The sequence below is a fragment of the Alteromonas infernus genome (genome assembly GCF_902705815.1).
The window spans coordinates 1-13359 of sequence record NZ_CACSIG010000080.1; the positions used below are offsets into that span (position 1 = coordinate 1).

Here is a 13359-nt window from a genome sequence, read left to right on the forward strand (position 1 = left end):
GTAGATTGCCTCAGTGCTAGAACGCCAAACCCTGCAATGAAAGTTACCACAATGTTAGAAAATGAACGATGTCCATAGGGCGCACGATACTAGATTGCAAATTAGCATTGTGTCACTTAGCAAGTGATATGAAGTATGCAGGAGCCGTATACGAGGCCCGTACGTACGGTTCTGTGAGAGGGATGAGGCGCAAGCCTCACCCTACTCGATATGGGCGATATATTATTCGGTTTTGTTACCCACTCTGTTTACGCAGTGAATAAACTAACGACTATTCGCTTTTAAGCAAGGCTTCTATATCTGCAATAAACGCTGCATCTGTGGGCTTAGTTGAACTAGGGTAGTGGATAATTTGTTTCCCTGAACTATCAATAAGGTACTTGTTGAAATTCCAAGATGGGGCTTTGCCTGTCGCGTTTTTAAGCATACGGTACATAGGGTCGGCATCGTCACCTTTAACAGAAATCGGCTCAAACATCGGGAACTTAACGCCATAGGTTAGTTCACACAATTCAGCAGTTTTACCTTCGTCGCTATCTTCTTGATTAAAATCGTGAGAAGGAAAACCCAACACGGCAAAATCTTTGTCTTTGTAGTTGCGGTAAAGTGCTTCTAAACCTTCAAACTGGGGCGTGTAACCACAATAACTCGCAGTGTTAACGACCAACAAGGTTTTTCCTGCGTACTCGTCACACAAGTTTACGGTTTCTTGAGAATTGAGTTTACGCTTCATAAATTTAAGTACGCTAGGGCACTCGTTCGCGTAGCTCAAAGATGTGAATAAACTAAGTGAAAGTAGGGCAGCCGCATAACCTTTAATCTTCATAGGGTTTTACCTCTCATATCAATGTTTGTTATTTTAGTCGTTGTTATTTGTCCAAACCATTAACGGGATTGGTTTACGTTTGGTTCACTACCACTAACGATGAACGTTAGAGCAATCAAGGTTACTCTGCGTATAATGTTAACGCTTTTTACATAACAACGACTTAAAATAATGAAAAAATATTCTTCTTTAGTCATCGCAGCCAGCGTGGCTTTCGCGCTAGGCGGATGCGCCAGCACAACTAACGATATAGCAGCTAAGGCGGCTTTCCCTTCACTTCCAGCCGCTACGGTACAGCAAACAGTCACCCCTGATGTTGCATCGCAAAGTGACGCGGAAACCGGTGAAATCACGCTTAAACAGATAATGTCAGATCCGCAGTGGATTGGTGCATTGCCGACATCAATGGGCTGGTCGGTAGATGGCGGTAAAATAGTTTTTGAAAGAGAAAAGCAAAACAGCGCATTAAAAGATGTTTATATTGCAGAGCTTTCAAATCCAGCACGTGCGGTTAAAGCGCCTTTATCAGATTTACATAAGTACCGTTTTGACGAACGAGTAGTGCGAGATGATGGGGTTATTGCGTACTCGTTTGAAGATAGTGTGTATGTTCAGTTCACTAACGGTGAAACGGTGCATCTGGCACGAGGAGGGAACGCACTCTCTACGCTTTCGTTTATGACCGATGGTCGGTTGATGGCCCTGAGTGGCAACAAGTTCATAGCTATCGACCTGTCTAATGGCACACGTGAAGAGTTACTAAGTTGGGCGTTTAAAGATGCGCCTGAAGCCGTTGAACCAGCGAAGGACTATATCGCCAAGCAGCAGCAATCGCTGGTGGAATATATAAAACTACAGCGTAAAAATAGACAAGATAAAGATAAGGCCCACAAAGCGCTTGCCAACGAAAACAAGAGCGTAGCGCCAACGCCTTTTTACTTTGACAAGTCTCATAGGCTAGCTGGGATCAGCGTATCTCCTGCGGGAAATTATGCGGTGGTTGCAACAACTGAAAGCAAGCCTAGCCGCGATGATACCGACATCATGCCGCACTACATTCAGGAAGACAGTCGTATTGCTGCTAAGCCAGTACGCCAGCGGGTTGCCGATGCTGAGCCGGTGAATCACGTATTATGGCTTCTCAATTTAAAAACAGGTGAGAAAAACGAACTTAAATACTTCAACTTGCCGGGCTATAACGATGATGTTCTGGCTAATGTAAAAGCGGAAAATGCCGAAGCAAAGGGCGAATCGTATGAAGTGAATCGCTTACCACGGGACATTACGCTGCTACAGAGTTGGTACTGGACCAAGCCTTCAATTCGCTGGCACAAAAACGGAAACGCTGTCGCGGTAATGCTTGAAGCGTGGGACAACAAAGACCGCTGGATAGCCACCATCGATTTGGCGAATAAAACGCTAGAAAACCAACATAGGCTACATGACGATGCATGGATCAACTATCGTTTTAATGCATTTGGTTGGATGAATAATAGCGAGACATTGTACTACCAGTCTGAACATACAGGCTTCTCGCATTTATACATACAAAAGCCTGACGAAGCGCCAATTGCGCTAACAAGTGGGCGCTTTATTGTGGATGACTTAACACTTTCTCATGACGACAACTACATTTACTTCAAAGCGAATATGGAGCACCCAGGGCTTTACGAAGTCTATCGCGCTGACTTAACCGACAACACTATCGATACCATGACCGATTTAAATGGTATGACGGATTACTCGCTTAGTCCTGATGGTAAAAACTTGCTATTGAGTCACAGTAAAGTAAATAAGCCACAAGAGCTTTATATCAAGCCGGCTAATGAAACTTCTGCGGCAAAACAAATTACACAAAGCACTAGCGCCGATTTTAACGCGCTACCATGGGCAGTGCCTAACATCGTCGCTATTGAGTCATCGCATACCGAGGCACCTATTTACGCTCGTGTTTATTTACCAGAAAACTACGACACGTCAGCACCTAACAAAGCGGTGGTGTTTAACCACGGTGCAGGCTATTTGCAGAACGCCCACATGGGGTGGTCGGGTTACTTCAGGGAATACATGTTCCATAGCATGCTTGTTCAACAAGGCTATGTGGTACTTGATATGGATTATCGCGCCAGTGCTGGTTACGGGCGAGATTGGCGCACGGCTATTTATCGCCAAATGGGGACGCCAGAAGTGCAAGATTTGCGTGACGGTGTTAACTGGCTTGTAGAGAATGCAAATGTAGATCGTGAGCGTATTGGCACATACGGCGGTTCATACGGCGGCTTCTTGACCTTTATGTCTATGTTTACCGCACCAGATCTGTTTGCGGCAGGCGCGGCGCTTCGCCCGGTAACCGACTGGGCGCATTACAATACGCCTTATACAGCAAATATTCTAAATACGCCTGACATCGACCCCATTGCTTATGAGCGCAGCTCACCCATCTATTTCGCAGAGGGGTTAGAAAAACCGCTGCTTATCAATGCGCCTATGGTGGATGATAATGTATTCTTTTTGGATACCGTGCGACTTGTGCAGCGTCTTATAGAGCTTGAAAAAGAAGATTTTGAAACCGCTATTTACCCAGTTGAACCCCACGGCTTTGTACAGCCAAGTTCATGGTTAGACGAATATCGCCGTATCTATAAACTTTTCGAAGAAAACTTATAAACAGCGCTTAACGAGCGATTTCCCCCGTGTTTAAAAGCACGGGGTTTGTTATCGCACAATCAATATAAAAAGGCCCAAATTCAAAAGAGTTCGGGCCTTTTTCTTTTGTGATATTTTTCTTTGTCTGCTTATAGCATGTTATTGAAGTCAGCAGCGCGTATGAATAGCGCTACTATGCAAAACGACCTATATACGCTTTGCCGTAATAAACATCAGCAAAAAGATAGTGATACCCGTAAGGGCTCCGAATAAATGCGCATCGACAGCAACTTTAGCATCAATAAGGTTAGCGACTTGTTCGCTACTACCGTCTATTTGTTCGTATCCCACTTTAATCGCTAACCCAATAAGTAGTAACCAACCCGACTTCATCTTTTCCTTAATATCAACACAAGCGCCCCATGCAAAAATGCCGTGAAGTGCGCCAGAAAGCCCCGCATACCAAATAAGGTCTGGTGAAAAAAAGTAAAGCCCAACACTGGTGCCTAAGCAGCACCACACAAAGACTTTCAAGAACAAACCAACGCGATAATGTTCGCCGTGTAACGCCCACAAAAGTGCTAGACCCGCTATATTTAAAAGCAGGTGGTAGCCATTAGTGTGAACGATGTTGCCACTCACTATTCGCCACGTTTCTAAACCCTGAATGGCGAAGCGGTCGTAAGCTAAATAATTGCCCGATAAGGGTTCAAAGAAAAACGCGATAAGAGAACATAGCGCAATAAGTAAGGGGCCAGCACTATACTTAAGCGAAAACGGCAGTGAATTCATCAGTGTTAGTTATTTTTGAATTTCGAATTTGCTGGCTATGATACAGAAATTGCCCACAGGGTGAAAACTGAAGTACGCCTAAAAATAACGAAGACGACAGTAAAGGAGTAATTATGTCTTACATCATTACCGAAATAAAACAGCAGTGCCTCACCATAACCCTCAATCGACCAGAAAAGAAAAATGCACTAACCCGCGATATGTACCAAGACATGGCGAACGCCATTTTAGGAATAAAAAACGACGGTATTACTAAAGTTGTTGTTATTAAGGGGGCGGGGGATTGTTTTACCGCCGGCAACGACATCAGCGACTTTGCACAGCAGCAGGATCACGCTCAAGTACCAGAAACCGCTGCTTTTATGCGTGCGCTCACAGCATGTAATTTACCTGTTATTGCGCAAGTTCATGGGTTAGCCGTGGGAATAGGTACAACCCTTTTACTTCATTGTGATTTTGTATACGCCACCCCAGATACCCGATTTGTTCTACCGTTCATCAACTTAGGGCTTGTTCCTGAGTATGCATCAAGTTATCTTTTGCCTAAGGTTGCAGGTCATATCAAAGCGGCAGAGTGGCTTATGCTGGGCGAACCCTTTACCACTGCCGATGCCTATCAATTTGGTATTCTGACTAAGATTGTCGACGCGCAGGAAATAGATCAAGCGGTTCAAACCACGGTAGAAAAACTCGTTGCCAAGCCTTCATTTTCGCTTAAACAAACAAAAGCGCTGTTAAAAGGTGACGGGGAGCGAACAAACCAACAAATGAACGAAGAGTTTGATATATTTTTAGAAGCGTTGGGTACTACCGCAGCCCAAGAAGCGTTTGATGCGTTTCTTAAAAAACGCCCCATTAACCCCGAAAAGTTTAAATAAGAGGAAGTATTATTTTGAGACGCAGTGCTTTGTTCAGAGCTTCAGTAGTAACCCTAGCATTATCTAGTTGTTTTATTTTTGGTGCGAACGCTAAACAAGCTCGCGAAGTGGGTGAGCCAGAAGCGGCAACGGGATACGTCGAGAAACAGGCGTTTGAAGCCAAAGACTATATGGTGGTGGCGGCAAATCCCTATGCGTCTTGGGCGGGAAAGAATATTTTAGAAAAAGCGGGAAGCGCCATTGACGCGGCCGTGGCCGTTCAATCTATGCTTTCTTTAGTTGAGCCGCAATCATCGGGTATTGGCGGTGGTGCGTTTATCCTCTATTGGGATAACAAGAACAAAGTACTTCATACCTTTGACGGGCGTGAAACGGCACCAAAAGCAGTAAATTCTCATTGGTTTATCGAAGGGAACAAACCAATGCGCTGGATAGACGCTGTAGTAGGCGGCAAGTCAGTAGGCGTGCCTGGTGCAGTTAAAGCGCTAGAAATGGCACAAAAAGAGTTCGGCAAGCTGCCTTGGAATACGCTGTTTGACGATACAATCAAAACAGCAGAAGACGGCTTTAAGGTTTCGCCTCGCTTAGCCAAACTGGTTGCGCTAGATTATCACCCAGGGCTAAAGACCTTTCCAGCGAGTTCGACCTATTTCTTTCCAGCAGGCCTTCCTTTAAAAGAAGGCACAGTAAAGAAAAATAAGAAACTCGCTAAAACCCTTAAAGGCATTGCTGAAAAGGGAAGCGATTACTTGTTGAAAGGCGAAGTGGCTGAAAAAATTGTTAAAGCGGTCAATAACGCTGAGATTAACCCGGGTCAAATGACACGAGATGATTTAGCAAATTATGAGCCGGTAAAACGTGAACCTGTTTGTGGCCTTTATCACGAAAAACGTATCTGCGGGATGGCACCGCCGAGTTCGGGCGGCGTGAACGTGTATCAAATTTTGAAAATGTTAGAAGGCTTTGATCTTAGCCAGTATGCGCCCGATTCAGTCGAATTTGCGAATTTGTACACGCAGGCAAGCGCGCTTTCGTATGCCGACCGTGAAAAGTTTATAGCGGATAGCGATTTTACTAACCTGCCGTTCGCGGCCATGATCAATACGGCCTATCTTGAGCGCCGTGCAGAAAGCATTAGTGTTGATAAAGAATGGCGTCGCAAGCGCGCCGGTAATCCATACGCTGACGCAAACGTAGCGCTTGGCACCTCAATGGAGTTGCCTAACACCTCGCACGTTTCAATCGTAGATAAAGAAGGCAATGCAGTATCCATGACCACAAGCATTGAATTCATGTTTGGCTCTGGGATTATGGTAGAAGGCTTTTTGCTAAACAATCAGCTCACCGACTTCTCGTTCTCTCCAACGAAAAATAGATTCCCTGTCCCTAACCGCGTAGAGCCTGGTAAGAGACCTAGAAGTGCTATGAGCCCCACAATGGTGTTCGACAAAGAAGGTAACTTAGAAGTGGTTGTAGGCTCACCGGGTGGCTCGAGAATTGTAAGCTATGTCGCGCAAACGCTAATTGGTGTTTTGGACTTCGGTTTAGACATTCAGCAAGCGATAAACCTGCCTAAAATCACCAATAGAAACGATTATACGGCGTTAGAGAAGGGCACACCTATAGCTGAGCTTGAAGCGCCATTAAAGGCACTTGGTCATAACGTAAAAGTGGTGGATTTAAACAGCGGCCTACATGGGATCCAATTTAAATCGGGTAAGCTCATCGGTGGTGCTGACCCTCGTAGGGAAGGTATTGCAGTAGGGCGCTAATGACCCGCTACTATAAAAAAGTAGTGCGGCAATTTGTCGCAATAGTGGAAAAACGGAAGGTTTTAAACCTTCCGTTTTGTATTCATTCTTTCCATAGTAAACATCAATCATTAAATTGTGATGTAACCTTCAAGATAAGCCACTGCTTGACCAGAAATAAGCACGCGGTCGTTTGTCACTTCACATTTGACTGTACCACCTCGTTTAGAAGCTTGGTAAGCCATTAGCTTGGACGTTCCTAACTTTTTAGCCCAATACGGCGCGAGACCGGTGTGGATAGAGCCTGTGACAGGGTCTTCATCACCACCATTTGCAGGCCAGAAATAACGCGACACAAAATCAAATTGTGAGCCAGGCGCTGTTACTACCACATCATAAGGCGCGAGTGTTTTTAGTTGTTCGCTGTCTTGAATTACGCTTAAAACATCGTCTTCGTCTGAATAAACCGCAAAATAAGCTTGGTTATTTTTTAAAACGCTTTTGGGCTTGATAGAAAGCCCTTGCAGTAACGCTTCAGGTACTTCGCTAACAGGGCTAGGCATTCTGTTAGGAAAGTCCATCTGAATGAATCCATCGTCTTTCTTTACGATTTTCATCATTCCTACTGACTCTGCGAAAAGTGAAATATGTGATAGCTGATAATTTTCGCTAAAAATCACATAGGCAGAAGCCAACGTTGCGTGCCCACAAAAGTCGATTTCTGTCATGGGTGAAAACCAGCGGATAGTAAATACGCCGGTATCGTCTTCAACCAAGAATGCGGTTTCAGACAGGTTATTCTCGGCAGCAATTTCCTGCATTTTTTCATTACTGAGCCATTTGCCAGTGATAACAACAGCGGCAGGGTTACCTTTGAATCTTACACTGGTAAATGCATCAACAACGTTAATTTTAATTTTCATACAAACGCGCTTTTTCTATTATTTTTAAAGCTTTGAATTGGCATTAAGTAAAATGGGCTGCTATTCGTATCGCCCGTGTTTCCAGTCAGTGCAAGGTCATAAAAGTTTTCGTTGCAGCGCCTGCAATTGTAAGTACTTGGCCAAAACCTGCGTGTCCATTGTCATGCTAGTTTTTCTTACCGTCAACGATTATTGGCTTATAAACAAAGCACCTTTAAGGCGTAACTCTACATCGCAATCTAAAACTCGTTTCCCAGATTCTTGCGTGTAATACAGCTTTCCTGTTGTGGAAGCTGACAGTAAAAAGAGCATAGCGTATATTAATGAAAGCTTATGAAATAAAAATTTTCCTTGTTAGACGCCGCTGTCGCGACGGTGCTTTTTGATTGACTCTGAAATAGCATTTGTCTTTTCTTGCGAACGACTCTTACACTTCTTCCTATCTTCAATATGTCCCGTCGAGCAGTTACTGTTCTCACCTTTTATCACTGCCGAAGTGGTGTTGTAGATTGCATCGACACCGTCATTAGGCGTATTGATTGTGCCACAGCCAACAATGGAAAGTGAAAAAAGAGATAATATGAGGTACTTCACTTAGTCAAATCCTTTTAGGTATGTAGACTTTTAAATAAGGGGCGCAGGCATGTGGGCCAAAAGTCGAACGAAGTGAGCCAGCCTACATGTTTGCGTTCCAGGCCGCGTAGCGTGCGAGCTTAATTTTTGTTATGTGCCAGCGTACTTTCTACTGCCGCCATAACTTTACTGTGCCCAATAAATAAAAAATACCATAAATACAGCATATAATTGAGCTTACTAACCAAAAGGTTATTGAATTCTGATGTACCACAGGGTCTGAAGTCAGAAAGGGGCCAATTAAGCCTGCGATACCACGCAAAAAAATAGATGGCTGTGATTAGAGCTAAACAGGTTTTTAGTAGAGGTAATTTGATGATGATGCCTGCACCAGAAAACGCATATAAGCCCCAGCCCGTAAGAATTGAGGCAATTACTAAAGTTGCAATTGTGGGGTACGGGTCACCCTGAGCTGCGAGTTGAGCCATGCGTTGACCAGCACCAAAAAAGAGATACCAATCAGGACCGCCGATAATACAACTTATATGAAGTAGTGCAGCCAAGATGCTTAAACTGCCAGCGATTATTAGTTGATTATTCTTGTGCATTCAAATTCCTTTTGGCACATACATGCAGCTATAATGGCGCAAGCCGCTGCATGTATGTGTCCCACTTGAGCGCGTTGTTAGCCGTTTTTATCAATCCTACTGTTTCGTTAGCATTAACCGACGCAAATCTCGCTCCGCACGCATAACAAAAAGAATACGAACCTTTTCATCATCATACTTGTAGAAAACATTACACGGATTTACAACGACTTCACGACAATTGAGGTGTTCCAGTTCTGGTGGGACGCGTCCAGGCTCTGGAAAATCAACCAAACGTTCAACTTTTGTAAAAACGGTTTGCACCAGTTGTTTAGCAGCCACGACATTTTCAAGCGCGATGTATTCAGCAATGTCATTCAGATCGGATAGAGCCGGCTCCGTCCAAATTATTTCAACCATTTTGACATTCTGTCCTTAGCATCTTGATGGCTGACCACTTTGCCATCCGCTAGAGCTCGCTCGCCACGAGCAATGCCTTCGAGGATCGCTAAACGATTTTGCATAAATTCATAATCTTCTACATCAATAAGGTAAGCTGACGGCTTTCCGTGCTCAGTTATTAATACTGGCTCTTTCGTATCATGAAGATCGGCAAGGATCTTAGTAGCCTGCCGTTTTAGTGACGTCACAAGTTCTACTTTCATTTGAGCTGCTCCAAAGTAACATTAAAGTGATACTATTCTATCACTCTGAGCATGGCAAGTTTTCAAACGGCTAGACACAATGACTCCCTGAGAAATGCTAGCCTCCGCATTTTCGTGGGTTAGCTAACAGCAAAACTGCTCACCAGAGCCATAATTAGTTTGTTCAATACTAAATCAATTTGGAGGCTAGTATGAACAAACATAGCATGATTTTTATCGGGTTGGATACGCATAAAGAGTTTCATGAGGTTGCTTATTGTGAAGAGCAGCGTGGAGCGACGCCTGTTCATTATGGGCGTATTCCCTCATCTAAGGTTAGTGTCAAAAAGCTGCTTCGTCAGTTTGAATCTAAATATCCTGGTGCAACACTTCACGTTGTTTACTAAGCAGGGCCATGTGGCTACTGGATATATCGTCTCATTACCAGTCTTGGGCATTGTTGCTATGTCGTGGCTCCGTCTCTTATTCCCAAAAAGCCAAGGGAGCGAATTAAAACTGACCGCCGAGATGCGCTTAAGCTCGTTAGGTCATTAAAGTCTGAAGATCTCACGCCCATATATGTTCCCGAGCCTGAGGACGAAGCCTTTCGCGACTTATACCGTACTCGTGAAGCGGCAATGAAGGATTTAAAAGAAGCAAAGTATCAACTCAAAGCCTTATTACTTCTCAACAACATACGTAATGAAGGCACTGCCAACTGGTCGAAGAAGCACCTTCGCTGGCTCACCGAACTGATTTTGCCTCATCCAGCCAGCAAATTGTCTTGCAGGAACAACTGCAAACCATTGAGGAGCGTATCCGGCGACTGGAAAGGATGAGCGGTCACCGGGCTACGGCGGAGTGAGTAAGGTAGGCGCTGTTCATTGAGAAATGAATAATCCACGAATACCAGCATTAGAACCGACGACATTACTGCCTCCGCTCAGGGTTGACAAAGGGAGTCATACCAACACCCCCATAAGGGGCAGTAACCCGTGGGTTAAAATCCGCGCGAAGCGACAGAACCCCCATAAGGGGCAGTAACCCGTGGGTTAAAATCCGCGCGAAGCGACAGAGCCCACGTGTTACTGTCCCAGCGAACGCAGCGAGTGTTAATGCTTTTGTTATACGCCATTTGCTACATCTGTAGCGCATTGCTACAATGTAGCGGCTAACTATTGGGAGACATATTATGGCAACCGCGAGCGTAAGACTAGACCAAGATCTAGTTGAGAAAGCTACCATTATGGGCAAAGCACTAAATCGAACTATGCCAAAACAGATTGAGCATTGGGCAAAGATAGGTGAAATGATGGAAGATAATCCCGATTTGTCATACGAATTTGTGAAACAGGCAATTATTTCTAAAGCTGAAAAAGAGGCTGGAAAATTGGAGCCTTACGATTTTGGCTAAGATTACCAATGTTTTACAGACAGCTAATTTTAAGAGAGCAGTAAAGAAGTTACATCAGAATCAGAAAAAAGACTTGGATAAAGCCGTTAAGGAACTAATGGCCGATCCTCTTCTAGGTGAGCAAAAAAAAGGCGACCTAGCCTTTCTTCGCGTGTACAAATTCAAGATGGTCAAGCAGTTAACCTTACTAGGTTACAGCTACGAGGATGGCACTGTAATACTTGAATTGATAGCTCTTGGTTCTCATGAAAACTTTTACCGTGATGTTAAAAAGTTATTATGACCAATTGCGTATAACATTACGCTAAGCGGCACAGTTGCGTGGGGCATTATGGCGAAGCCGCCCCGCGTGTATGCGTCCCAGCGAACGAAGTGAGTGTGTTTATTTGAATTAGTGTTTATTGATTTGTTATCTTCTTTCCTTGATTGCCCAAAAGTAGACCATTAACGCTTAAGTCCTCGTCCAATTGAGGCCAATGAATACCTTCGCCATCACCCAGTATCTCCCAATCTTTAAGCTGATCTGCAGTCGCAGATGAAAGCGATGGGAACCAAGCTAAAGGAACGGAAAGAGTGCGGCCATCAATTAGACTGATAATAAGTGAGTCTGAGTCAAAACTAACTGAGTGAGCAAGAGGGTGATGTTCAACTGCTAAAATAGCCATTCCAAGCCTCCAAAAATGTTTCTTTATTTTCGACCACCAATTGCTCGAGTTTTCTTAACGTTTTAGGTGGAAAACGAGTAGAGCTAGCTAAAGCAACGGGCTTTAACCAGAATTTAGCAAGCATCTTCTCTCGCTGAATATGAATGTATGCGTCCCAGCGAACGTAGTGAGTGTGTTGATTGGTTTTTTAGCCCAGCGCACGCAAAACTGCCTTTGGCTCTTTGGCGACCACATTTAACAGCGCTAATGCTGGACCATGAGGAGTTCGGTCGCCTCTCTCCCAATGCCTAAGAGTTGACACACTAATACAAAATTTGGAAGCAAACTCCATTTGTGTTAATCCCAAGCCGTGCCTAATCTTGGCTACATCAACGTGAGGTGGGCGATGTACTTTAGCAGCCACCTTTTTGCCGTCATTAAGATCGATTGCCTCTTGAAGCCCTTGGGCAATACTTTCATATGCATTATTCATAAGCTTTCTCCAATGCTTTCTTTGCTAGAATTTCAACGAGTTTAGCCAATTCATTCCTATCAGCCTTGGACAAATTCGCGCGCTCACTTTTCCCAAACATGGTAAGAAGATATAAAGGAATACGCTCATCGTGATAGTAATAGATAACTCTTACACCACCGCTTTTACCTTTATTGCCTCTACTCCAGCGTAACTTACGAATACCGCCAGTACCTTCCATGATATCTCCCGCTTTTGGGTGCTCAGAAAGACAATCAATTAAGGCTTTACGCTCAGATTCGTAAAGTAATGAATCTGCTCGTTTAATGTATTCAGGTAATTCAGTTATTGTGGTAAGCATAACGCTGATTGTAATCCATTGGATTACTTTGGTCAAAGAGAGAAATAAGGGCTAACACCCGCATACGGGAAAAATACGTAGGCTACAATACTAAGCGAAGCGCAAGGAGCCTACGTGTTTTTGTCACAAGGAGCGCCAGCGACAGAGTTAATGCGTTTGTTAGTTGCCGTAAATTCAATAGGTGTGCTAACATTTGTGTGTACATTTCATAAGGAGTTTACCATGGATACCCGTATTCAGTTTAGAGTAGATGAAGAAACTAAACGGCTAGCTCAGATAATGGCCGAAAGCCAAGGACGCACTTTAAGTGACGCTTGTAGAGAGCTTACGGAAGAACTCGCTGAACAGCAACGAAAAATAATTACTCATGATCAGTGGCTTACTGAAGAGGTTAATGCTGCGTTCAGTAAATTAGAGAGTGGGCAAAGCAAGTTTGTCAGTCATGAAGAAGCGAACTTGGACATGGAAGCTCGAAAAATGAAAATTAGGAATAAAGCCAAAAAATGATCTTATGGGAAAAAAGTTCGTTGGACGATCGTGAGGCTATTTTCGAGTTTTTATACGAATTTAACCCATTAGCAGCAGAAAAAACTGATGCAATAATTGAGAAGAAAGTTGAAAACTTGAACCAGCAACCTTTTATGGGAGTGGAGAGAGAGGATATACCGGGAAGACTGTTAATAATTCCAGAGGTTTCAATGATTGTTTCATATTTCATAAAAGACGACATTATTCACATTCTTCGAGTTTTACACCAAAAGCAAAAATTTCCTGTAGGCAACTAGACACAATGACTCCCCGAGAAATGCTAGCCTCCGCATTTTCGTGGGTTAGCTCAAAAAGCCAGT

The 13359-nt window shown here is 43.9% G+C and carries 17 protein-coding genes and 2 pseudogenes; 8 read left to right on the plus strand and 11 right to left on the minus strand.

Translation table 11 applies throughout. The annotated features are described in order from the left end of the window. Positions 1-271 precede the first annotated feature (271 nt). Complete coding sequence (locus ACX5J7_RS18325) at positions 272-826, minus strand: glutathione peroxidase (protein ID WP_278383649.1); 555 nt, start codon at positions 824-826, stop codon at positions 272-274. Between the two features lie 171 nt (positions 827-997). Here ACX5J7_RS18325 and ACX5J7_RS18330 point away from each other — a divergent pair, with 171 nt between their 5' ends. Beyond that, complete coding sequence (locus ACX5J7_RS18330) at positions 998-3493, plus strand: S9 family peptidase (RefSeq protein ID WP_023559737.1); 2496 nt, start codon at positions 998-1000, stop codon at positions 3491-3493. 186 nt (positions 3494-3679) lie between these two features. Here ACX5J7_RS18330 and rrtA read toward each other — a convergent pair whose 3' ends face one another. Then, positions 3680-4264: a rhombosortase gene (rrtA, locus tag ACX5J7_RS18335; protein WP_012518678.1), complete on the minus strand. Its 585-nt coding sequence runs from the start codon at positions 4262-4264 to the stop codon at positions 3680-3682. A 113-nt stretch (positions 4265-4377) separates the two neighbouring features. On the opposite strand from rrtA, the gene ACX5J7_RS18340 reads away from it, so the two are divergent. Continuing rightward, positions 4378-5142: an enoyl-CoA hydratase gene (locus ACX5J7_RS18340; RefSeq protein ID WP_071951677.1), complete on the plus strand. Its 765-nt coding sequence runs from the start codon at positions 4378-4380 to the stop codon at positions 5140-5142. Positions 5143-5156: 14 nt separating this feature from the next. Then, positions 5157-6914: a gamma-glutamyltransferase gene (ggt, locus tag ACX5J7_RS18345; protein WP_498707803.1), complete on the plus strand. Its 1758-nt coding sequence runs from the start codon at positions 5157-5159 to the stop codon at positions 6912-6914. Positions 6915-7024: 110 nt separating this feature from the next. Here ggt and ACX5J7_RS18350 read toward each other — a convergent pair whose 3' ends face one another. The 5 genes and pseudogenes from ACX5J7_RS18350 to ACX5J7_RS18370 all read right to left on the minus strand — a co-directional run bounded on the left by ACX5J7_RS18350 (position 7025) and on the right by ACX5J7_RS18370 (position 9641). Continuing rightward, on the minus strand, positions 7025-7816 hold the full coding sequence (locus ACX5J7_RS18350; protein WP_498707804.1) for a PhzF family phenazine biosynthesis protein: 792 nt from the start codon (positions 7814-7816) through the stop codon (positions 7025-7027). Positions 7817-8170: 354 nt separating this feature from the next. Next, on the minus strand, positions 8171-8410 hold the full coding sequence (locus tag ACX5J7_RS18355) for a hypothetical protein (protein WP_012518674.1): 240 nt from the start codon (positions 8408-8410) through the stop codon (positions 8171-8173). Positions 8411-8558: 148 nt separating this feature from the next. Beyond that, positions 8559-8997, minus strand: a pseudogene (locus tag ACX5J7_RS18360) (hypothetical protein). A gap of 96 nt (positions 8998-9093) precedes the next feature. After that, a complete protein-coding gene (locus ACX5J7_RS18365) occupies positions 9094-9396 on the minus strand; it encodes a type II toxin-antitoxin system RelE/ParE family toxin (RefSeq protein ID WP_287149728.1) in 303 nt (100 codons plus the stop codon). Beyond that, complete coding sequence (locus ACX5J7_RS18370) at positions 9384-9641, minus strand: type II toxin-antitoxin system Phd/YefM family antitoxin (protein WP_012518671.1); 258 nt, start codon at positions 9639-9641, stop codon at positions 9384-9386. Before ACX5J7_RS18370 ends, ACX5J7_RS18365 begins: the two co-directional genes overlap by 13 nt. A gap of 191 nt (positions 9642-9832) precedes the next feature. Here ACX5J7_RS18370 and ACX5J7_RS18375 point away from each other — a divergent pair. The 3 genes and pseudogenes from ACX5J7_RS18375 to ACX5J7_RS18385 form a co-directional block, all read left to right on the plus strand. Continuing rightward, positions 9833-10458 (plus strand): annotated as a pseudogene (locus ACX5J7_RS18375) (IS110 family transposase); the annotation flags it as partial. 354 nt (positions 10459-10812) lie between these two features. Continuing rightward, entirely contained in the window at positions 10813-11034 is a 222-nt protein-coding gene (locus tag ACX5J7_RS18380; protein ID WP_498707808.1) for a TA system antitoxin ParD family protein, read from the plus strand. Further along, entirely contained in the window at positions 11027-11317 is a 291-nt protein-coding gene (locus ACX5J7_RS18385) for a type II toxin-antitoxin system RelE/ParE family toxin (protein ID WP_012518668.1), read from the plus strand. The genes ACX5J7_RS18380 and ACX5J7_RS18385 overlap by 8 nt, the downstream gene beginning before the upstream one ends. 115 nt (positions 11318-11432) lie before the next feature. Here ACX5J7_RS18385 and ACX5J7_RS18390 read toward each other — a convergent pair whose 3' ends face one another. The 4 genes from ACX5J7_RS18390 to ACX5J7_RS18405 all read right to left on the minus strand — a co-directional run bounded on the left by ACX5J7_RS18390 (position 11433) and on the right by ACX5J7_RS18405 (position 12511). After that, positions 11433-11699 carry a DUF2442 domain-containing protein gene (locus ACX5J7_RS18390; protein ID WP_334048828.1) on the minus strand — a complete coding sequence of 89 codons (267 nt, stop codon included), beginning with the start codon at positions 11697-11699 and terminating at the stop codon, positions 11433-11435. Continuing rightward, the gene (locus ACX5J7_RS18395) at positions 11680-11823 is read right to left on the minus strand and encodes a DUF4160 domain-containing protein (protein ID WP_498707812.1); all 144 of its coding nucleotides are present in this window, start codon (positions 11821-11823) and stop codon (positions 11680-11682) included. The genes ACX5J7_RS18390 and ACX5J7_RS18395 overlap by 20 nt, the downstream gene beginning before the upstream one ends. A gap of 63 nt (positions 11824-11886) precedes the next feature. Continuing rightward, positions 11887-12171, minus strand: a complete 285-nt coding sequence (locus tag ACX5J7_RS18400) for a helix-turn-helix domain-containing protein (RefSeq protein ID WP_012518667.1) — start codon at positions 12169-12171, stop codon at positions 11887-11889. Further along, entirely contained in the window at positions 12164-12511 is a 348-nt protein-coding gene (locus ACX5J7_RS18405; RefSeq protein ID WP_498707815.1) for a type II toxin-antitoxin system RelE/ParE family toxin, read from the minus strand. Before ACX5J7_RS18405 ends, ACX5J7_RS18400 begins: the two co-directional genes overlap by 8 nt. A gap of 114 nt (positions 12512-12625) precedes the next feature. On the opposite strand from ACX5J7_RS18405, the gene ACX5J7_RS18410 reads away from it, so the two are divergent. Both ACX5J7_RS18410 and ACX5J7_RS18415 read left to right on the plus strand, forming a co-directional pair. Next, positions 12626-13018, plus strand: coding sequence for a type II toxin-antitoxin system TacA family antitoxin (locus ACX5J7_RS18410; protein WP_498707817.1), 393 nt, complete (start codon positions 12626-12628; stop codon positions 13016-13018). After that, on the plus strand, positions 13015-13296 hold the full coding sequence (locus tag ACX5J7_RS18415; protein WP_020743723.1) for a type II toxin-antitoxin system RelE/ParE family toxin: 282 nt from the start codon (positions 13015-13017) through the stop codon (positions 13294-13296). The genes ACX5J7_RS18410 and ACX5J7_RS18415 overlap by 4 nt, the downstream gene beginning before the upstream one ends. The last annotated feature ends 63 nt before the right edge of the window (positions 13297-13359 follow it).